Origin of the sequence: Alcaligenes sp. PF14 (genome assembly GCF_037150615.1) — a bacterium.
Classification (GTDB): domain Bacteria; phylum Pseudomonadota; class Gammaproteobacteria; order Burkholderiales; family Burkholderiaceae_B; genus Alcaligenes; species Alcaligenes phenolicus.
Genome location: NZ_JBAGRS010000006.1, coordinates 151541 through 172243, shown reverse-complemented (window position 1 = coordinate 172243; position 20703 = coordinate 151541). Strand labels below are relative to the sequence as shown.

The window sequence follows — 20703 nt, the reverse complement described above, 5'->3', positions numbered from 1 at the left end:
GGAGACCTGACCCATGAAATTACGTCACATTCTGGCCGCTCTGGCATGTACAGCCGCCACCCTGGCCGTGGTTCCCGCTGCCCAAGCCGCCTACAAATCCGAGTACAAGCTGTCCATCGTGGTGGGTACCACTTTCCCTTGGGGCCAAGGGGCGGTGATCTGGTCCGACCTGGTGCGCGAGCGCACCGATGGCCGCATCAATATCAAGATCTACCCCGGCACCTCGCTGGTACAAGGCGACCAGACACGCGAGTTCACTGCCATTCGCCAAGGCATGATTGATATGGCCGTGGGCTCCACCATCAACTGGTCCCCCCAGATCAAGCAGCTGAACCTGTTCTCCCTGCCATTCCTGCAACCGGATGCCAAAGCCACCGACGCTTTGATCAACGGCGAAGTGGGCAAGGACCTGTTTGGCTACATCGAGAAAGCCGGTGTGGTGCCTCTGGCCTGGGGTGAAAACGGTTTCCGTCAGCTCAGCAACTCCAAGCACGAAGTGACCAAGCCTGAAGACATGAAGGGCCTGAAACTGCGCGTGGTCGGTTCGCCGCTGTACATGGACACCTTCAGCGCCCTGGGTGCCAACCCCACGCAAATGAGCTGGGCAGATGCACAACCTGCACTGGCTAATAAGGCTGTAGACGGCCAGGAAAACCCCCTGTCCATTTACGCCGGTGCCAAGCTGTACGACGTGCAGCAGCAGTACCTGACCCTGTGGAACTACGTGTCTGACCCACTGGTATTTGTGGTGAACCGCGACGTGTGGAAATCCTGGAGCGAGGAAGACCAGAAGATCGTGCGTGAAGCCGCTATTGAAGCCGGTAAACGTGAAATCGTGATTGCCCGTACCGGCATCACGGCGGAAGATCCTACCTTGCTCAAAGAGATCGAAAGCCACGGTGTGAAGGTCACCAGCCTGACTCCAGAGCAACATGCTGCCTTTGCCAAGGCAACCGAAGGCGTGGTCGAGAAGTGGACCAAGACCATTGGTGAAGATCTGGTGAAGAAAGCACGCGACGCGATTGCTGCCAGCCGCTAATTAGCTGGGTTTGAAAGACTGAAAGCCGGGCCTGAATGGGCCCGGCTTTTTTATTGTCTGGCTGCCCCGCACAAAACAAACCTCATGAAAGCAGCAGCCTACGAGCGCAGCGTGGGGATACTTTCAACCTCCGGGTTACCCTCGAAGAAAGAAATGCCATAAATCGGCGGCACAACCTGAGGGCATTCTTTACAGCCTACAAATATCAAAAACCAGCTTCCTTCTGAGCGATCAGCAAGTCCAAGACACCGTCTCAAAGCACGTTGACCGCTGAGCCCCAAAAAAATCCCGCTTATTCCTTGAAGCGTATCGCCAGCATTTCACCCGTCGCACAAACTTCGCCATTCGCGCTAAGCAACAGGTCCACCCAGACCTTGCGTCCATCCAGCTCACGCAGCTTGCCTTGTACCGTCAGCTCTGTCCCCATTGGAGTGGGACGCCGAAACTCCACTTTCAGGGAGGCTGTCACACAGCGAATTGGCTCCTCGCTGGTGCCCATCTCGATATTCAGATCCCTATAGATGAAGGCTGCCGCTGAAGCAGTACCGTGGCAGTCCAATAAGGAAGCAATCAAGCCGCCGTATACATGGTTGGGCACGCCACCGCTGTAAATCGGCTTGGGGGTGTAGCGGGCCACGGTATCGTCGCCGTCCCAGTAGCTCTTAAGCTGATGCCCGTCGGGATTATGTTTGCCACAACCGTAGCAATGGCTGAAGTTGTCGGCATAAAAATCTTGAAACGCTTTAACCATATGAGTATCTGCTGTCCTCAAAGAAACCAAGAGGCCGTGCTCCACTTGGTAGCACGGCCTATTTCTTAAGCCACTAAAGGTAGTTTGTCAGCGCTACGAGCCAACAACCCACCCAGGAGCGTAGGCACTAACAAGGCCTGCAATATCTTATTGAAACGCCGTTTCCAGAAAGCTGCGCAGCTTGCGCGAATGCAGCCTTTCTTTGGGCATCTCGCGCAGCAGTTCCAGCGCCCGGATGCCAATATGCAGATGCTGACCAACCTGACGCGCATAGAATTCGCTGGCCATGCCCGGCAGTTTCAGCTCGCCATGCAAGGGCTTGTCCGACACGCACAGCAAAGTGCCATACGGGACACGGAAACGGAAGCCATTGGCAGCAATGGTGGCGGACTCCATATCCAGCGCAATCGCCCGCGACTGCGACAAGCGCCGCACCGGCTCGTGGTGGTCTCGCAATTCCCAATTACGGTTATCGATGGACGCCACCGTGCCTGTACGCATGATGCGTTTCAACTCCCAGCCGGACAGCCCGGCCACCTCGGCCACGGCTTGCTCCAGGGCGACCTGAATTTCCGCCAGAGGAGGGATAGGCACCCAGGTGGGCAAATCCTCGTCCAGCACGTGATCCTGACGCACATAGCCATGTGCCAGTACGTAATCACCCAAGCGCTGAGTAGTACGCAAACCGGCGCAATGGCCCAGCATCAGCCAGGCAGCAGGGCGCAGAACGGCAACGTGGTCGGTAATGGTCTTGGCATTGGATGGCCCCACGCCGATATTGATCAGGGTGATGCCGGAATGATCGGCACGGCGCAAGTGATACGAGGGCATTTGCGGCGCGCGAGCCAAAGGCGAACCGGTTGTCGATGCATTCGCACCCGCCGGAGTGATGATGTTGCCCGGCTCCACCAGATCTATATAGCCTTGATCATCCGCCTGCAGCACTTCACGCGCCCACTGGCAGAACTCGTCCACATAAAACTGATAATTGGTGAACAGCACAAAGTTCTGAAAGTACTCGGGACGAGTAGCGCTGTAGTGCTGCAAACGATGCAAGGAGTAATCGATACGCGGCGCAGTAAAAGGCGCCAGCGGCAAGGGTTCGTTATGCACGCGCTCCCACGTACCGTTGACGATGGCATCGTCCATATACGCCAGATCCGGTACATCGAAGTGATCGCGCAAGGTGTCACCGGGCGATTCAGGCACGGTTGTCACCGTGGACTGCACACCATTATTCAGGGCGAAATGCAGCGGGATAGGCACGGAGGATTCCCCCACTTCCACCTGCACACCGTGATTGCGCAGCAGCAGTTCCAGTTGCTCCAGCAAGTAATCGTGATAGAGGCCAGGAGCGGTAATGGTGGTCATGTACACGCCGGGCTCGACCACATGCCCATAAGACAGGCGGCTATCCACTTCCTGATAGGTATCGACGCGCAAACGCACTGCAGGGTAGCAGGCTCTGAAGCGCTGCCCGCGTGGAAATCCGGTTTCCAGACACTGGGCAAAAGAGTCGCGCAAAAAAGCGGTGTTGCGGTCGTAAATATGGCGCAGCTGCTCCAAAGCCTGGCCGGCATCCTGATAGCCATTGAATGGAATCAGCTCCGGCGTGGACGTGATACGAGAAAAACCGCTGGGATCAGACATAACAAGTATTCCAAGGGGAAACAAAGACAAGCAGATCTGCAAGCATCATAAGCTGTTTATTGTTCCGCCTCCTACACGACTCCATGACAAATTCAGCCGCCTGATCCTGACGCTCATGTACCAGCCGAACAGACAGGCCTGACCGTCTGCCGCTTTCGCGAACCATCGCTCCCCAATACAGATGTTCGGCTATCGGTTTCGCCTGCGCTTAAAGCCATCAACCATATACCTTTGCAATGGCTCGCCTAGCGCCCCAGCGTCTTGCCATATCCGAGCAAGGCAACCCAGACCCAGTCCCACTCAAAGCAAATGTCGTTACTGGTTTTTGACTGAATCACAAGCCCTACTGTCCGCACAATGGACACGACTATCGTTGGTTTTGAGACTGAATTTACTCACAGGCCCCATTTAAACAGGCAGCTTTACCCCGGTTTTGGGCAAATTCCATTTTTCCGGGATCAGGCAGGTCGAGCCCTGGCGCAAGCCCGTGACCCAAGACCCTGTTTTTATGCTAATGGCGCTAGACAAGCGGCTTGGCGGGCATATCAGGTATTTCAAGCGGGACCAGATGAGGCAGCTTATGATGGCAAGTGGAAGTCAGGCACGTCTTCTACCTCATATATAAGACTTGCCCAAATCCAGTAAATACATTAAGTATGTAGTCTTAATACTTTTAGTATTAAATCCAGCTAGCGTCAGTCCTTCATAATTTAAGTTATCCAACCTGGCAGTGTGCTCGGCATGCGTGTGAGACATAGCTCGTCATCGCGCAAATTAGCTTTTATTTAGGCTAATTTACAATGGGTTAGCGTATTTTAATGATTTTCGCTTCAAGCATTTGCTCGCCCTCTGATGTCATTTGTGTCTTGGCGCCGCGTGGGTCTTGTCACCCGCGATTTCAGCAAGATCTGAAAGTGCTCTTGACCAGGTAATTGCAGTTAGCAAGGCCGTTTTGGCCTGCCACTGTACCGAATCACTTTTAACTATCAGCAAGGGTACACATGACCACTCGAATCTCCTGCCAGCGACTGCAAGTCGCCGAGGTGCTTCATCAGTTCATCGAACAAGAAGCCCTGCCCGGCACAGGTATCTCCTCCGAAGCCTTCTGGGCTGGTTTCGATAAGCTGGTCCATGATCTGGCACCTAAAAACCGCGCCTTGCTGGCCGAACGCGACCGCTTGCAAGTCGAACTGGACAAGTGGCACACGGCCAACCCAGGCCCCATCACCGATATGCCTGCCTACAAGAGCTTCCTGAGCTCCATCGGCTATCTGAAAGAAGCGCCTGCCAACGTCAAGGTCAACACGGCCAACGTCGACACCGAAATCACCGAACAAGGTGGCCCTCAGCTGGTTGTGCCCATCATGAACGCACGTTACGCGCTGAACGCCGTAAACGCACGCTGGGGCAGTCTGTACGACGCGCTGTACGGCACGAACGCCATCCCTGACACTGACGGTGCTCAGCGTGGCGGTGGCTACAACGCCGTGCGCGGTGCCAAGGTTATCGCCTTTGGCCGTCAGTTCCTGAACGACACCATTCCTCTGGCTCAAGGCAGCCACGATCAGGCTACCTCCTACACCATCACTGACGGCGCTTTGCGCGTCACCCTGGAAAACGGCGGCACCACCGGTCTGAAAGACGCCTCGACCCTGCTGGGTTACCGCGGTCAGCCCGATGCGCCTGAAGCCATCGTGTTCCTGCACAACGGCCTGCACTTTGAACTGCAGATCGACCCCAACAGCCCCATCGGCAAGACCGACCCGGCTGGCGTGAAAGACATCGTTCTGGAAGCCGCACTGACCACCATCATGGACTGCGAAGACTCCGTGGCTGCCGTGGACGCCGACGACAAGGTCCTGGCATACCGCAACTGGCTGGGTCTGGTCACCGGTTCGCTGACCGAAGAAATCAAGAAAGACGGCAAGGTCTTTACCCGCCGCCTGGCTGACGATCGCCAGTACACCGACCTGAAAGGCGCTACCCAGACTCTGGCTGGCCGCTCCCTGATGTTCGTGCGTAACGTCGGTCACCTGATGAGCAACCCCGCCATCATTGACGGCGAAGGTCGCGAAATCCCTGAAGGCATTCTGGACGCCGTGATCACCACCCTGATCGGCATGCGCGATCTGGAACTGAAGAAAAACTCGCGCAGCGGCTCGCTGTACATCGTCAAACCCAAAATGCACGGTCCTGACGAAGTGGCGTTTGCCAGCGAGATCTTTGACCGTGTGGAAAGCCTGCTGGGTCTGGCTCCCAACACCGTCAAGCTGGGCATCATGGACGAAGAGCGCCGCACCAGCGTGAACCTGAAAGCAGCTATTGCCCAGGCCACCGAGCGTGTCGTGTTCATCAACACCGGCTTCCTGGACCGCACGGGCGACGAAATCCACACTTGCATGCAAGCGGGTGCCGTGGTGCGCAAGGCCGACATGAAACAAGCTGACTGGCAGCCTGCCTACGAGCGCAACAACGTTCAGATCGGCCTGCAATGCGGTCTGCGTGGTCGTGCCCAGATCGGTAAAGGTATGTGGGCCATGCCTGACCTGATGGCTGAAATGCTGGAACAGAAGATTGGTCACGTGAAGGCCGGTGGCAACACCGCCTGGGTGCCATCGCCTACCGCTGCCACGCTGCACGCCTTGCACTACCACCAAGTCAACGTGGTCGACGTCCAGAAGGGTCTGGAAGGCGACACCAACGACTACCTGGACAGCATCCTGACCATTCCTGTGGCCACTGACACCAGCTGGTCCGCCAAGGAAATCCAGGAAGAACTGGACAACAACGCTCAGGGCATCCTGGGTTACGTGGTGCGCTGGATTGACCAGGGCGTGGGCTGCTCCAAAGTACCGGACATCCACGACGTGGGCCTGATGGAAGACCGCGCTACCCTGCGTATCTCCAGCCAGCACATCGCCAACTGGCTGCTGCACGGCATCGTCACCCACGAACAAGTGGTTGAAACCCTGCAGCGCATGGCTGCTGTGGTGGACCAGCAAAACGCGGGGGCCCCAGCCTACCAGAACATGGCCGGCAACTTTGAAGGCTCCTTTGCCTTCCGCGCTGCTCAAGATCTGGTTCTGAAGGGTCTGGAACAGCCTAACGGCTACACCGAGCCTTTGCTGCACCAATGGCGTCTGGCTTTCAAAGCCGCTCAAGCCTGAAGCACACCATACTGCCCGGAGTTCACCTCCGGGTAACAGTACCCCCAAAATCCCCATCTTGCTGGTTCAGGATGGGGATTTTTTTTCGTCTCCTGTTTCCAGCTTTGCGGCAAAGAGGAATTTGAATCGTCGCTCGGCACAAGCAGCATTTCCAAGTTTTCAAGCAGGTTTGAGTCTCGGGGCTCCGGCTTCGGAGCTTGGCGAACATCCCTGTTTGCCTCATCTCGTTATAAACTCGAACTCATAACGATTTTGACCGACAGGAAACCCCATGAAATCTTTGCTGTTTTCCGCCGCTTGCCTGCTGGCCATCACCACCACCGCTCACGCTTCCGACCTGCTAATCGCTACTGGCGCAGGCTACCGCAAGCCCGTCACGGAATTGATGGAAGCCTTCAATAAAGAAACAGGCCTGACGGTAGAGAGCAGCTTTGGCAATATGCAGCAGGTCCGCGCCCAGAGCGAGCAAAATCCAGACATTGCTGCCATTATTGGCGACCGCTTTTTTCTGGAGCCCATGGGCATTGCCCAGCAGTTCGTGAACATCAGCCAGGGTGCCCTGATGCTGGCCGTGCCCAAGGGCAAGACCATTGATTCCATCCAGGACTTGCAGCAGCCCAGCTATGCCCGCATTGCCATTGGTGATGCCAAGAAAACTGTCTACGGCCGCGCCGCCACCACCTGCATGGAACGCGAAAAAATCCAGGCCGAGGGTCGCAGCATTGAAGTCGCCATGCTGCCGCAGGTATCCACCTACCTGCTCAATGGCGAGGTGGACGCCGGTTTCATCAACCGCAGCGAAGCGCTGGCCCACAAGGACAAGCTGGGTACCATCCTGCCCATGCCAGCCCAATGTCACGACCCGATTGATCTGAGCCTGGCCGTGCTCAAGGACCGTCCTGCAAGCCCTGCCTTGCAATCCTGGACCCAGTTCCTGGGCTCGGACAAGGCCAAGTCCATTCTTGAGCGCCACGGCCTGTGATGTCCGCCTGGATGAGCTGCTCCAGTAGCTCGCTGGGCCTGAGTGTATATGTGCTGACTGCCACCTTGGTGGCCCAATTGGTTCTGGGGGTAACCCTGGCCTGGGTACTGGCCAGAAAGCGCTTCCCAGGCCACGGATTACTCGATTCACTGGTGAGCCTGCCGCTGGTTTTCCCACCGATTGTTATCGGTTACTTGCTGCTGCTTGCCCTGGGCAGGCAGGGCTGGTTGGCCAGTGCCACCGGCTGGTCACCCAATATTGTTTTTCAGCCTGCGGCCTTGCTGATCGCCGCCTTTATCGCCGGGCTGCCATTGATGGTCAAACCCGTGCAAAACAGCATGAACAGCCTGTCGCCACGGCTGCGTGAAGCAGCAGCCACACTGGGCCACGGCACCTGGTCCTACTTCTTCCGGGTGGAATTGCCCTTGCTGCGTCCTGCCTTGGCCACCGGACTGATTCTGTCAGGCGGACGGGCCATGGGAGAAGTGGGCATTTCGCTGATGTTGGGTGGCAATATCGCGGGTCGTACCGAAACCCTGTCTTTATCTATCTACAACGCCGTCCTGGATGGCGACACAGACTGTGCCAATGCGCTGTCCTGCTTGCTGGGGCTGACGGCATTAGCCTGCTTTTGGGCGCTGCGGCGCTACGGGAATCAAAAATGACGGTTTTTTTTGAACAAAGCCAAATCGACCAATGGATTGGCGAGGATGCCTCCTACCTGGATCTGACCAGCCACATGCTGGGACTGCACAACCAGAACACCACACTGCGTTACGTCGTGCGTGACCATATCCGCGTGGCAGGCACTGAGGAGGTGGCCGAGATTGTGCGCTCTTGCGGCGGTCAGACTCAGCACTACACCCCCAGCGGTGTGGCGGCCATGCCCGGCCAGACCATTTTGCTGGCACAAGGCCCCGCCAAAGCCTTGCTGCGCGCCTGGAAGGTCGGCCAGAACCTGCTGGAGTTTGCCTGCGGCATCGCCACCCTGACACATCAAGTCGTGCAAGCCGTGCAAACGGTAAATGCCTCGGTGGCTGTGCTGACCACTCGCAAACATGCGCCTGGGGTACGCAAGCTGGCCTTGAAAGCCACACTATCGGGCGGAGCCATGCCGCATCGGCTGGGACTGGGCGAAACCATTTTGATCTTCCCCCAGCACCGCGCGCTGATGGGTGGCTGGGAGGAGGTGGGCCATGCGATTGCCCGTCACAAATACGCCTTGTGCGAAAAGAAAATCGTGATCGAAGCGACAGATCTGGATGAAGCCTATAGCGCGGCTCAGGCGGGTGCGGACGTGGTGCAGTTCGACAAAGTCCAGCCCGAGACCCTGGCACAAATTGTGCCTGCGCTGCGCAAAGCGCATCCCAACGTCACCATTCTGGCAGCGGGCGGGATTCATGCAGGTAACGCAGCCGCCTATGCCGCAACAGGTGTCAATGCCTTGGTGACCAGCAGCCTGCACTACGCGAAACCGGCCGATATTGGAGTGAAGATCAACTTGGCAGAGCCAGCAGAATCGCAAGAGCCGCTTGTTGCCAGCAAACTGGAAGGGCTGGAATAAGGTCACCGGCCGCTCACTGTTTGTCAGCCTGGCCCACTAGGGTGTTAAGCGAAAACAAGGAAGGTGAGCTCCGGCATTAGAGCCAGTCATCAAACGACAGAGTTGCAAAGCACCACCAATAGAAAAACAGATCGCTGAGTCCGCCAACAAATGCGGAAACCAGCACGAACCTTACGCCTGGCATCTGCCCCCTGGCGGCTTGGAAAGCATGCAGCTCCGTGAACACGTTTTCACAAAAAAGGTGGGCTCAGACAGTCTCCTTAGACCCCAAATGCTGCAACAAGCGCTGCATGGGTTTGGATAGGGCGCCCCAGTCCTGATAACACAGGCACAAGGAGCGCTTGGCCCAGGAGTCGCTCAAAGGCCGCGCGACAAAGCCATGGCGACGCCTGTAGCGGCTGCTGGCCACGCCTCGCGGCACAATCCCCAGGCCCACGCAGGGCTCATGCAGAACATCCTGCAAGCTCAATTTGCTGTGTGCCGCCAAAGGGTGAGCCGCAGCCATAATCAGTACCAGATGATCCTTGGCCACCGGCTCCAGCATCAGCCCCGGTGCCTGCACTGCATCCGACACCACACCGGCCTGGGCCAAACCGGCGGCAACCGTACGCACAATATCTGCGCTGGTACGCTCTTTCAGTTCGATATGCAGATTGGGGCACCGTGCCAGCCAGGGAGCCAAGCGCGACGGTAGAAACTCGGTTAAGGCCGCCGTATTCGCATACAGATGCAAAGTCCCCCGCGCTCCAACAGCGAAATCCTGCAATTCGCCTTTCAGCAGAGCATGCTGACGCAGCATCAGCCATTACCACTGTGAAATCCAGCGAGAAGACGGCAAGATGATTGCGACAGTGGAAAGCGCCGTCATGACCTTGAAAGGGGATCGGGCCCAGGGGCGTTAAAACTCCTGCTGCCGACTTCTTCAAGCCTTAACCACAGCACCAAGAATCAGGCAGCTTCTTTTAAACTTAAATAAAATAGAAAACTTGCTATCTATCTGTAAATAAATAATATTCTGAAACCGATAAGCCCCGATCAGGGATAGCCCCCATGCCCACCCAGCCGCTCAACTTTTACACTAGGCGCTGGTCACGCGCATCCTTATGCTCTGGAACAAGGGGTTCCCAATGTCGGCAGAAAATGGCTTGGATCTGTCGGTGTTGTACCGTCATCCAGTCTTTCATTCCCACAGCGCCGAGCTGTCTCATCAGCCACTGAGTCGGGCCATTTCCCGGCATGCCCTGCATTGGGGTCGCGGGCGCATCAACACCAGCTTGTACCGCCGCGATATTGATCAGATCAGCCTGATGCGGCTGGGTTACGGTGCCGAAGTGGAAATCCAGGCCGATGCTTTCGGCGACTTCTGTCTGGTGCAAATGCCCTTGCAAGGCACGGCCGAATTCATCAGCGATGGCCATCACAGATTAACCGCCTATCCCGGCGATATTGCGGTGGTATCCCCTCGCCACCATGTGCGCACCTTGTGGCAAGCCGGTTGCGAACAGCTGATCGTGAAGATCCCCTACAGCTTGTTTGATGGCGTGGGCCATCAGACGCTGGCACAAGAGGGCATGACCCGAGGCTGTGTCTACAAGCTAGACCCCTGTATGGGCCCGCAATGGGCCAACCTCATCCAACACCTGCTTCTGCTACCGGCGCAACATGGCGACCGTCCAGCCAACTGGACGCAGCATATTGAAAGCAGCCTGGCTTTATTCCTGCTGTGTCATCCCGCCGACGAACAGGCTGTGCAGGCTCTGGTGGATGAATCCATGGGAGCCGCAGCCCGGGCAGGGCAAATGCGTCTGCTCCAGGCCAGGAACTATGTGCTGGCGCATTTGCACAGCAACATCTCACTAGATGATCTGGCGCAGGCAGCGGGTGTGAGTCCCCGCTTCCTGCATCTGCTGTGCCGTCGTCACTACAAACAGTCCCCCATGAGCTGGGTACGCAATCTGCGTCTGGACGCCGCCCATCAGGTGCTGCAAAGCCGGCCCCGCCCCAACGTCACCGAGGTGGCACTGGCGCATGGTTTTGGGCATCTGGGGCGGTTTTCTGCCTACTACCAGCAACGCTTCAAGGAACTGCCCCATCAAACGGGGCAGACACGGCACACAAGCATCAAACAGTCTTAGATGAACATGGACTTGTTGATGGGCAGATTGTGCTTCTTACAGTAGCTGGTGTAGTGGTCGATCATCCAGAACACATCAATGATTTCCAGGATGTTGTCGTTCTCGTCCAGGAACTCGATGGGCGTGCCCAGGTGGAACAGGGTTTCCATGCCTTCGTCGGACACCAGGGTGTGCGTGCGACCGGGGCTTTCGTGGATGTAATGACCGGCGCGGGCCACCCAATCGTATTCCTCGTAGCGCAGGCTGCCGGACAGAATGTAGCCGGTCACCACAGCGCGGTGGCGATGACGCCCCAAAGAACCACCTTTGTCAGCGCGCATGATGTGCACCGAGGTGTTGTTGCGAATATCAAAACTCAGGTGACGCAGCCAGATATTGGGGCCGAAAGGAATCCAGGGGGAGGTTTCCTCGGACGTATCGAAGTGGCCTTCAACCAGCGCGTATTCGTCGCGTACCTTGTCGATGCGTTTTTCAATGTCGATATAGGGTGGGGTGCTGTTTTGAGTCATGACTTGTCTCTCTCATAGAAATAAAAGCCGCTGTGTTTCCCACACAGTCGGATGCCAATCCCCCCGGATTGACCTGGTTTCATTCTATGAAGCCATTTGGTGCCGAACTATCCAGCTTTGGCACAACGTAGCGGCGCACTATCCAGTTCTGGCACTCCCGCTCCGATCGCTTTATTTGACCCCGAAAAAGACCGGCGACGAACTCCTGACACAGTTCATGCCCATGCCATTTGGCAGCTCATTTTTTCACATTCAACAATACTGATTTTCATAAGCAAATCAAAAGAGTAAGGACGCTTATCGACCATAAACACATGAGCGAATTGTCTTTCGTGGCAGCGGCGATCAGGCATGTAATACAAGGCATTGACTCGCACAGGTGCCCCCGTTTTCTGGCGGCACCTTGTTCTGATTTCACTGCAAGGAATTGCCATGAGCCGCCCTCTGAAAACCGTTATTGTGAATGGAAGCTTGCACCGTCCCTCCCGCACGCAAGTGCTGCTGGATGCGCTGCGCGACACACTGAACGACCAACTGGCACTGGACGTGCAAAACATCGAGCTGGTCAACCTGCTGCCCGAACTTGGCGCGGCCCTGTCCACCGACGCCTTGCCCGCCCATGCGCATCAGGCCATCACCGCCATTGAGCAGGCCGACTTTCTGATCGTGGGCTCGCCCATCTTTCGCGCGGGCATTCCGGGCTTGCTCAAGCACCTGTTCGATCTGGTCGACATGAATGCCCTGAATGGCACCCCCGTATTGCTGGCCGCCACTGGCGGCAGCCAACGCCATGCCCTGGTCATCGAACATCAGCTACGGCCCCTGTTCAGCTTCTTCCAGGCTCTGACCTTGCCCATCGGGGTCTATGCCACGCCCGAGGAGATTCAGGACGGCGAAGTCACCAGCGCCGCCCTGCAACAGCACATCCAGCGCACCGTTGATCTGGCCGTGCCGGTACTGCACAGTATTCAAACGCGTTTGCCGCTGCGAAACTCTGTTCTGGAGGCGCAGGCAGCATGAGCCAAATCACCTCCACCACACCCGATATTTTCTGGTTCCTGCCCACCTCGGGCGATACCCGTTATCTGGGCAAATCCGACTTTGGCCGCGCGCCCACCAACGAGTATCTGCGCAGCATTGCCGTCACCAGCGAGAACCTGGGTTATGACGGCTTGCTGATTCCTACCGGCGCCTCCTGCCTGGATCCCTGGGTGGTGGCGGCCAGCCTGGTTCCTGTTACCCAGCGCATCAAGCTGCTGGTGGCGCTACGCACCTCCTTGGGCGCTCCCGTCTCCAGCGCACGTCAGGCAGCGTCCCTGGACCAGGCCCTGCATGGCCGTTTGCTGCTGAATGTAGTGCCTGGCGGCGATGCCACCGAATTGGCCGCCGAAGGCGTGTTTCTGGACCACGATGCCCGTTATGAATACGCCCATGAATACCTGACGATCTGGCGTCAATTGCTCTCTGGCGACACCGTGAATTTTCAGGGCAAGCATTTCAAGGTAGAGAATGGCCGCAACTTTTTCCCGCCTGTGCAAAAACCCTATCCGCCCTTGTACTTTGGCGGCTCCTCAGACGCCGCCCATGAACTGGCTGCCGAGCATGTCGATGCTTACCTGACCTGGGGCGAACCACCGGCTGCTGTGGGCAAGAAATTTGAGGACATCCGCCGCCGCGCCGACGCCCGTGGTCGCAAATTGAGGCTGGGGGTACGCTTGCACGTGATCGTACGTGAAACCAATGAAGAAGCCTGGGCCGAGGCGGATCGTCTGATCAGCAAATTGACGGACGAGGACATTGCCAAAGCACAGGCCAACTACGCCAGCATGGACTCGGTAGGCCAGAAACGCATGGCGGCCTTGCATGGTGGCCGTCGCGATCAGCTGGAAGTCTCGCCCAATCTGTGGGCAGGGGTGGGGCTGGTACGGGGCGGGGCAGGCACCGCACTGGTGGGCGACGCCCAAACCGTGGCCCAGCGCTTGCAGGAATACATAGACCTGGGCGCGGACTCCTTCGTGCTCTCGGGCTATCCGCATCTGGAAGAATCCATCCGCTTTGCCGAGCTGGTATTTCCCCTTCTGGGCAAACGCGCCGTCACCGTCAGTGATCGCGCCCAGACCGGCGGCGCCTTTGACGCGCGCGGTGTTCAAAACCAGCAACTTTCTTCTGCATCATGAGCCAAAAAATAATCGATCTACGCTGCCGACCTGCCTTTCTGCACAAATTCTTCGGAGCCGAACCTGGCTCGCCAGAACATGCCACCGCGCGTTGGCTGAATCGCCGCGTAGGCACTCGTGGCAGCGATATCCACTTTGAAAAGTCGCTGAGTCAGGAAGGCTTTCTGGAAGAAGTGCGCCAGGCCGGACTGAGTAAAGCGGTCGTCGTCGGCCGCCACACACCGTCGCAACATTTGCCCAACGACACCATTCATCAGATCGTGCACGGACACGATGAATTGCTGGGCATTGCCGGTATTGATCCGGCTCTGCAAGGCGAGCAGCAAGCCCTGGCCGAGGCAGAACGCGCCATCAAGGAGCTGGGCTTGTCCGGCATTGATATCGAGCCGGGTTTTGGTGTTCCAGCACGTCACCCCGATGACCCGGTTTACTGGCCCGTTTACGAACTGGCGCGCCACCTGAAAGTACCCGTCTTTTTGATGAGTGGCCCCACCACGCCGGACCCGCGCTACAACGACCCGGCCGGGCTGGCCAAAGTGGCCAAAGCCTTCCCGGATCTGCCTTTGGTGGTCTATCACGGCTATTGGCCCAATGTGCAGCAGGCCATAGGCCTGGCCTTTCTGCACGAGAACGTGCATCTGGTGCCGGATATGTACATTTTTCAGCCGGGAAACGAAGGCTATGTGCAGGCAGCCAATAGCTTTCTGTCCGAGCAATTGCTGTTTGGCTCGTCCTATACCTTCCGCCCGATTCGCCAGAGTATTGAGGACTTCCAGCAGCTGGGTTTCAAGGATGTAATTCTGGACAAGCTGTTTTATGACAATGCGGCCAGGCTGTTTCAACTCTCGTAATAATTTCGATCTGAGGAACCAGGCCTTGAAATCCCATTCTCGATAACTTACCGTTTTGATGAGTTTTGATAAGAAGGGATGACCATGCGTCCATCTGTTGTGCTCGACATGAACCGAGATGCAGTGCGTGAAGCCGTAAGCCGCTTTCGCACGGCGAATCCACGCGTCTTCGGTTCGGTACTACATGGCACCGACCAGGATGGCAGCGACATTGATTTGCTGGTTGACGCACTGCCTGGTGCGACGCTGTTTGACCTGGGAGGCCTGCAAGACGAGCTGGAATCACTGCTCGGTATTCAAGTCGATTTGCTGACGCCCGGTGACCTACCACCTAAAGTCCGTGCCCAAGTGCTTGCAGAGGCGCAACCAGTATGAGCAAGTACCGTCTTCCGGATTACCTTGACCTCGAGTTCGCTCAGGCTCATGGACAAGTGCCGTGGCGTAATATGCGCGGTATGCGCAACCGCATCGCCCACGGCTACTTCGACGTCAACCTCGATGTCGTGTGGGACACCGTGCAGACAGCACTACCGGAATTGCTTCAACAGTTACTTGCCGTTCGTCAGGATGCAGACGGCGACACGCCATGCTGATAGGCTATGCGCGCGTCTCGACGCAAGATCAGAACCTTGAATTGCAATGCGAAGCTTTGATTCAGGCCGGGTGCCAGAGGGTCTTTGAAGACAAGGTAAGTGGCACGCGAGCAAATAGTCCAGACTTGGTCAAAGCGCTCGAAATGCTGCGCGAGGGCGACACATTGGTGGTCTGGAAGCTGGACCGCTTGGGCCACTCAGTCAAGCAACTGGTCGATCTGGTCAACGAACTGCGCACACAAGGTATCCAGTTCAGAAGCCTCACCGACTCCATCGACACCAGCACGCCGTCTGGTCGGTCCTTCTTCCACGTCATGGCCAGCCTGGCCGAGATGGAGCGCGAACTGACAGTCGAACGTACCCGTACCGGGCTGGAAGTCGCCAAGCAGCTTGGCCGCAAGGGTGGTCGCAAACCCAAGATGAACGACAACAAAATCAAGTCAGCCAAGAAGCTGCTGGCCAGCGGTGTACCACTCAAGGACGTGGCCAAGAACCTGGACGTATCCGTTCCTACGCTTTATCGCTGGGTGCCAGCCTCATCACGCGCTTAGCGTACTATTTTGTCGGTGATTTACCCTGAGAGGCTGCGCGCTCAAGGCTGACAACATAAAGGGCACGATTAATTCATGCCCTTTATGTTTCCAAGAGGCGGCCCCGCCTCTGGCCGCATTAGCTCAACTCCCCTTGGTCCCCACATGCCAGTAGTACACAGGCTCGGCCTCGTTCAGCAAAATATCCCCCACCGACCGAGCCTTGTAGATCACCGGATTGTGCGAGGCCAGGGCTCGCGCATTACGCCAATGTCTATCCAGACGACGGGACTCCTCCAGGGCCGTAGAGCCACCCACATCAAACAGGCGCGTGGCCGCCCGCAAGACGGGCTCCACCACGGCTACTTACGCCTGTGCAGTGCGTAGCTCCAGAGCGTCCAAAGTTTCGCGGGAGACCTCCACACCCGCCTGCCGCTGATCCGCAATGCTTTGCAAATGAGCCGCCACATCACGTACCGCCAGCTGGGCGATATAAGCCGTACTGGCCAGCTCTCCCACAATATGCTGCACCAAGGGGTCGTCCTTGGGCAGCGCGGCACTACCATGGCTAAAGACACGCTTGCGCGCCTGCACATAGGCCACTGCATCACGCTGCAAGGCTTGGGCGATACCCGCCAAGGTCGCCAAATGCACCAGCTGAAAATAAGCCACCAACGGTGTGGGTTCCTGACGCAGAAAACGGATGATGGCGCTCTCGGGCACAAGCACATCCGTCAGCACCGTCGTGCCAGATCCCGTCAGCCTTTGGCCAAAGCCATGCCAGTCATCCAGACGCTCCACGCCGTCCTGATCGGTGGCAACGACCGCATGTACCGTTTCATCTTCCTGTTCCGTTCCTGTGCTGCGAGCCACCACCGTGACCCAATCCGCGTACAAGGTGCCCGTGCTGTAGAACTTGCGGCCATTCAGACGCCATTGACCGGCCTGCTCTGGATCGGGCTCCAGCGTGGTTTGCAACTGGCCTACAGCGCCCAAACCAGTCTCGGTCGTGGCATTACCAAAAATCGCCCCTTGGCCTGCCAATGGCAGCCACTGCGCTTGCGTGGCCTCATCCCGATCAATCAACAATCGGTCGATGAAACCGAAATGAGGGCGCAGAATTTGGGCGACGTTTGAGTCGGCCGCGGCCAGTTCCTGAAAAAGCTCAAAGAACACCGGGATGGAGACACCACTACCACCCCATTGAGGCGGCACGCGCAGAGCGGTAAAACCGCTGTCTTTCAGCCAAAGAATGGGGGCGTAGGCCAAGGTACGGGTGTGCTCGCGCTCTGCCGCGGTATCGGCAATGCGTTGAAAGAGGGCGCTGAAACGGGCACGCAAGGCGCCCAGATCGGAAGCTCGTGCACTTGCTGGCGCTGCCCTTTCTGGCACAGTCCGGCGTGGCGCAACATCAGAGGTAAAAACGGCAGTGTCAGTCATCATGATGTGCAGCCCTCAAGGAACCTGCGTAATGGAGGCATGACCCGCCGTCTTCCACGGCAAGGCATACAGCTTCTTGTCTCCCGCAAAAGACCTGTCAATCTGCGCAGCCACGGCAGGCGAGTTTTGATAAAGATCTACAAACTGGCGTATGCGCGGATCCTCTCTATGGCCGCTTCTAGCCACAAAGCGAATCGCGTAGTACAGATCATCCACCGTGGAATACTGCAAGGCCTTGCTGGCCAGCTCGGCCTGCCCGGCGTTCACAAAATGGGCTGGATAGCCTTGGACCAAGGGCAGGTCATCGGCTGCGCGCACCAATTGCGGCCCTTCGACTTCCACAATGCGCAGCTTTCTGGGGTTGGCCGTCACATCATGAATCGAGGCACGTGCCTCCACACCCTCTTTCAGCTGAATCAGGCCAGCCGTCTGCAAAAGCAGCAAGCCGCGCGCCTGATTCACCGGATCACTCGCCACCCCAACAGAAGCGCCTTCGGGCAGCGCATCCAAGGACGAATACTGCTTGGAATACAAGCCAATATTGGGCAATAAACCATAAGCCACACTTTCAATGGCATAGCCGCCTTCCTTGACGGCATTGTCCAGGAAAGCCTGATGCTGGAAGTAATTCAAATCCAGATCCCCGGAGGCCAAGGCCGTATTGGGCGTGGTCCAGTCGGTGAACTCAATCACCTCGACCTCCAGGCCCTGTTTCTTGGCCTCCTTGGCTGCCACGGCAACAGAATCGGCCAAAGAGCCGGGCGTGACGCCGATTTTCAATGCAGCAGCAGACACATGGCCCGCTAGGCTCAAAGCTGCCAAGGCAAACACGGCACGAATAGAAAAACGGGCAAACAACATGATCCTGACCTTAAAAAAGGGGTCGTAAAAAATGATCCAACGCAGCAGATACTGGCTCTTTCTCGCCTTAATCAGCTTGCCTGCAAGGCAGAGGTAGCCGCCTCATCCGATCCCGCCTCCGGGGTCGAACCGGGCACCAAATGCCGCCACTGCGCGGCAGGGTGCGTGGCAGATACCCGATCTCCTTGTCCAAACAATTGCTGGCGCAGGGTTCCACCTTCATAGGCCGTGCGATAGCGGCCCCGGTTTTGCAGCTCGGGCACGATGTAGCTGGCAAAGTCTTCCCAGGTTTCAGGCACAACGATGCGGGTCAGATTGAAACCGTCGATCTCGCCTTCATCAATCCAGGTGCTTAGCGCATCCGCCACTTGCTGCGGGTCGCCCACAATGGTTTTGTAGCGGCTACCCAGCGTGAATTGCTCCAGCAGCTTGCGGCGCGTCGTCCAGCCTTGTTTCTGGGCTGCGGCCGCTGCGGATTGAATCGCGTTGCTGGGGCCAAAGCTGATGGGTTCATCCAGGTCATACTGGGCAAAGTCCACGCCGGTACTGGCCGCAAAATGCGCCAGGCCGCCCTCGGAACTGGCATGGGCCAGATAGTCGGCATACTTCTCTTTAGCCTCGGCTTCCGTAGCACCCGTAACGACCGCCACACCCGCATAAACCTTCAGGTCCTGCGCTTGCCGTCCCGCATTGACCGCTGTCTGACGCAGCTTGCGGGACGAGTCCCTGGCCGCTTCCGGGTCCCGCGCACCGATGAAAACCCCTTCAGCATGTTGCCCGGCAAACTGCAGCCCCCGCGCCGAAGTGCCTGCCTGGAACAGCAGAGGCGTGCGCTGAGGAGAGGGCGCGCTCATATGAATTGCATTGCTGCGATAAAACGGCCCTTCGTGATGCACGGTATGCACTTTCTCGGGCAGGGCATGGATACGACGCTGCTTGTCGGCAATCAGCGCGCCATCTTCCCAGCTGCCTTCCCACAGCTTGTAAGCCAATTGCAGAAAGTCCTCGGCCCGGTCGTAACGACTGTCGTGTGCATCCAGACCATCCTGCCCCAAACCCCGCGCGCCGCTATCCACATAACCCGTCACGATGTTCCAGCCTATGCGGCCATTGCTTAGCTGATCCAGCGTGCTGACATCGCGTGCGAAGGTGTAAGGGTGATGCGCCGCCACTGACGCTGTCAGACCAAAGCCAATATGTTGCGTGACGGCTGCCATGGCCGAGACCAGCAGCCAGGGGTTGTTCACCGGTAGTTGAATACCCTCGCGCAGCGTCAAGTCCACACCTTGCTGGTAAACGTCGTAATAGCCGACCACATCCGCCAGAAAGATGCCGTCGAACAAGCCTTTTTCCAGCGTTTGGGCCAGATCCGTCCAGTACTTCAGAGTGTGATACTGCGTGGATTGATCACGCGGATGCGTCCACAAACCATGGTGGATGTGGCCGACGCAATTCATGTTGAAAGCGTTGATATGGATGTGTTTCTTGGGCTGCGTCATGGGGCATTCTCCTTGCTTAATGCGGCAACCAGGTCAGGCGATACAGCTTTTTCTCGCCCTGGTAGAACTGATCGATTGCCTCGCGCACCGCAGGCGATGTTTTGTAGACCTCCAGGAACTGGGCAATGCGCGGGTCTTTCGTCTTGTCGCTACGGGCCACAAACTGAATCGCCCAGGAGTCGTCCTCGTAACTGGTCAAGGACAAGGCTTTCGTAGCATCAAAGGCTTTGGAGGCCAGGATGAAATACGGAAAGCCTTGAGCCAGATCCACGTCCTGCGTGGCACGTGCCAATTGCGGGCCTTCCACTTCCACAAACTTCAGGTTCTTGGGGTTGGAAACAATGTCATCGGGAGTGCCCAGCAAGCCGGTCTCGGGGCGCAGCGTGATCAAACCTGCATGCTGTAACAGACGCAACCCACGGCCTACGTTGACGGCGTCACTGGCAATCGCCACTTTTGCGCCATCGGGCAAATCGGCCAGCGTGGCGTGCTTGAGAGAATACAGGCCCAGGTAAGACAAAATGCCCGGCTGCACGCTGACCAGCTTGAAGCCCTTGTCGCGCACGGCATTGGCCAGGTAATTACTGTTCTGGTAGTAGTTCAGATCAATATCGCCCGCATCCAGCGCCACATTCGGTGTGGCCCAATCGGTAAATTCGATCACATGCACATCCACACCCTGCTTCTTGGCCTCCTGCGCGGCAACGGCTACCGAGTCCGCAAAAATGCCGGGAACAACGCCGATTTTCAATGGCGCAGCGGTCGCTGTGCTGCTCAACAAAACAGCAGTAGAAACCAGGCTAAACGCCGTCAGTTTTTTCAAAATCTTCGAGATAGTCATCAATCAACATCCAGATAAAAGAGAAAGATCTGTGGCCTGGAAAACAGGCCATATCGAAGCGCATATGTGTCTTGCTGGAACGTATTTACTGACATGCTTTGAGCCATACTGCGC

General features: G+C 57.2%; 18 protein-coding genes and 2 pseudogenes. 12 read left to right on the top strand and 8 right to left on the bottom strand.

The window, feature by feature from the left end:
- Positions 1 to 13: 13 nt before the first annotated feature.
- The gene (locus WFM49_RS14275) at positions 14 to 1039 is read left to right on the top strand and encodes a DctP family TRAP transporter solute-binding subunit (RefSeq protein ID WP_009461178.1); all 1026 of its coding nucleotides are present in this window, start codon (positions 14 to 16) and stop codon (positions 1037 to 1039) included.
- A 292-nt stretch (positions 1040 to 1331) separates the two neighbouring features.
- Here WFM49_RS14275 and WFM49_RS14270 read toward each other — a convergent pair whose 3' ends face one another.
- On the bottom strand, positions 1332 to 1790 hold the full coding sequence (locus WFM49_RS14270) for a PaaI family thioesterase (RefSeq protein WP_250756433.1): 459 nt from the start codon (positions 1788 to 1790) through the stop codon (positions 1332 to 1334).
- Positions 1791 to 1937: 147 nt separating this feature from the next.
- A complete protein-coding gene (locus tag WFM49_RS14265; protein ID WP_026483878.1) occupies positions 1938 to 3440 on the bottom strand; it encodes an AMP nucleosidase in 1503 nt (500 codons plus the stop codon).
- 1001 nt (positions 3441 to 4441) lie between these two features.
- Between WFM49_RS14265 and WFM49_RS14260 the strand changes: the two genes are divergently transcribed.
- The 4 genes from WFM49_RS14260 to modD all read left to right on the top strand — a co-directional run bounded on the left by WFM49_RS14260 (position 4442) and on the right by modD (position 9153).
- Complete coding sequence (locus tag WFM49_RS14260) at positions 4442 to 6607, top strand: malate synthase G (RefSeq protein WP_336973911.1); 2166 nt, start codon at positions 4442 to 4444, stop codon at positions 6605 to 6607.
- A 271-nt stretch (positions 6608 to 6878) separates the two neighbouring features.
- On the top strand, positions 6879 to 7589 hold the full coding sequence (modA, locus tag WFM49_RS14255) for a molybdate ABC transporter substrate-binding protein (RefSeq protein WP_021447124.1): 711 nt from the start codon (positions 6879 to 6881) through the stop codon (positions 7587 to 7589).
- An 11-nt stretch (positions 7590 to 7600) separates the two neighbouring features.
- The gene (gene modB / locus WFM49_RS14250; protein ID WP_250756432.1) at positions 7601 to 8254 is read left to right on the top strand and encodes a molybdate ABC transporter permease subunit; all 654 of its coding nucleotides are present in this window, start codon (positions 7601 to 7603) and stop codon (positions 8252 to 8254) included.
- Positions 8251 to 9153, top strand: a complete 903-nt coding sequence (gene modD, locus WFM49_RS14245) for a ModD protein (protein ID WP_336973909.1) — start codon at positions 8251 to 8253, stop codon at positions 9151 to 9153. Before modB ends, modD begins: the two co-directional genes overlap by 4 nt.
- 247 nt (positions 9154 to 9400) lie before the next feature.
- Here the strand turns inward: modD and WFM49_RS14240 are convergent, their stop codons facing one another.
- Complete coding sequence (locus WFM49_RS14240; RefSeq protein ID WP_250756429.1) at positions 9401 to 9952, bottom strand: LysR substrate-binding domain-containing protein; 552 nt, start codon at positions 9950 to 9952, stop codon at positions 9401 to 9403.
- Between the two features lie 328 nt (positions 9953 to 10280).
- Between WFM49_RS14240 and WFM49_RS14235 the strand changes: the two genes are divergently transcribed.
- Positions 10281 to 11288, top strand: a complete 1008-nt coding sequence (locus tag WFM49_RS14235; RefSeq protein ID WP_250756427.1) for an AraC family transcriptional regulator — start codon at positions 10281 to 10283, stop codon at positions 11286 to 11288.
- Here WFM49_RS14235 and WFM49_RS14230 read toward each other — a convergent pair.
- On the bottom strand, positions 11285 to 11797 hold the full coding sequence (locus tag WFM49_RS14230; protein WP_009461189.1) for a 2,4'-dihydroxyacetophenone dioxygenase family protein: 513 nt from the start codon (positions 11795 to 11797) through the stop codon (positions 11285 to 11287). The genes WFM49_RS14235 and WFM49_RS14230 overlap by 4 nt on opposite strands.
- A gap of 432 nt (positions 11798 to 12229) precedes the next feature.
- On the opposite strand from WFM49_RS14230, the gene msuE reads away from it, so the two are divergent.
- From msuE to WFM49_RS14200, 6 genes and pseudogenes are all read left to right on the top strand, one after another.
- Complete coding sequence (gene msuE, locus WFM49_RS14225) at positions 12230 to 12817, top strand: FMN reductase (RefSeq protein WP_336973906.1); 588 nt, start codon at positions 12230 to 12232, stop codon at positions 12815 to 12817.
- On the top strand, positions 12814 to 13974 hold the full coding sequence (gene ssuD, locus WFM49_RS14220) for an FMNH2-dependent alkanesulfonate monooxygenase (RefSeq protein ID WP_336973904.1): 1161 nt from the start codon (positions 12814 to 12816) through the stop codon (positions 13972 to 13974). Before msuE ends, ssuD begins: the two co-directional genes overlap by 4 nt.
- Positions 13971 to 14825 carry an amidohydrolase family protein gene (locus WFM49_RS14215; RefSeq protein WP_336973902.1) on the top strand — a complete coding sequence of 285 codons (855 nt, stop codon included), beginning with the start codon at positions 13971 to 13973 and terminating at the stop codon, positions 14823 to 14825. Before ssuD ends, WFM49_RS14215 begins: the two co-directional genes overlap by 4 nt.
- An 84-nt stretch (positions 14826 to 14909) precedes the next feature.
- The gene (locus WFM49_RS14210; protein WP_250756423.1) at positions 14910 to 15200 is read left to right on the top strand and encodes a nucleotidyltransferase family protein; all 291 of its coding nucleotides are present in this window, start codon (positions 14910 to 14912) and stop codon (positions 15198 to 15200) included.
- Positions 15201 to 15232: 32 nt separating this feature from the next.
- Positions 15233 to 15418, top strand: a pseudogene (locus WFM49_RS14205) (HepT-like ribonuclease domain-containing protein); the annotation flags it as partial.
- Positions 15412 to 15969: a recombinase family protein gene (locus tag WFM49_RS14200; RefSeq protein ID WP_009461194.1), complete on the top strand. Its 558-nt coding sequence runs from the start codon at positions 15412 to 15414 to the stop codon at positions 15967 to 15969. The pseudogene WFM49_RS14205 and the gene WFM49_RS14200, both read left to right, overlap by 7 nt.
- Positions 15970 to 16092: 123 nt before the next feature.
- On the opposite strand, the pseudogene WFM49_RS14190 reads toward WFM49_RS14200, so the two are convergent.
- The 4 genes and pseudogenes from WFM49_RS14190 to WFM49_RS14175 all read right to left on the bottom strand — a co-directional run bounded on the left by WFM49_RS14190 (position 16093) and on the right by WFM49_RS14175 (position 20589).
- Positions 16093 to 17391 (bottom strand): annotated as a pseudogene (locus tag WFM49_RS14190) (acyl-CoA dehydrogenase family protein).
- A gap of 12 nt (positions 17392 to 17403) precedes the next feature.
- Positions 17404 to 18249 carry a MetQ/NlpA family ABC transporter substrate-binding protein gene (locus WFM49_RS14185; RefSeq protein WP_336973894.1) on the bottom strand — a complete coding sequence of 282 codons (846 nt, stop codon included), beginning with the start codon at positions 18247 to 18249 and terminating at the stop codon, positions 17404 to 17406.
- 71 nt (positions 18250 to 18320) lie between these two features.
- The gene (locus tag WFM49_RS14180) at positions 18321 to 19748 is read right to left on the bottom strand and encodes an LLM class flavin-dependent oxidoreductase (protein ID WP_336973891.1); all 1428 of its coding nucleotides are present in this window, start codon (positions 19746 to 19748) and stop codon (positions 18321 to 18323) included.
- 16 nt (positions 19749 to 19764) lie between these two features.
- Positions 19765 to 20589, bottom strand: a complete 825-nt coding sequence (locus WFM49_RS14175; protein ID WP_336973889.1) for a MetQ/NlpA family ABC transporter substrate-binding protein — start codon at positions 20587 to 20589, stop codon at positions 19765 to 19767.
- Between the last annotated feature and the right edge of the window lie 114 nt (positions 20590 to 20703).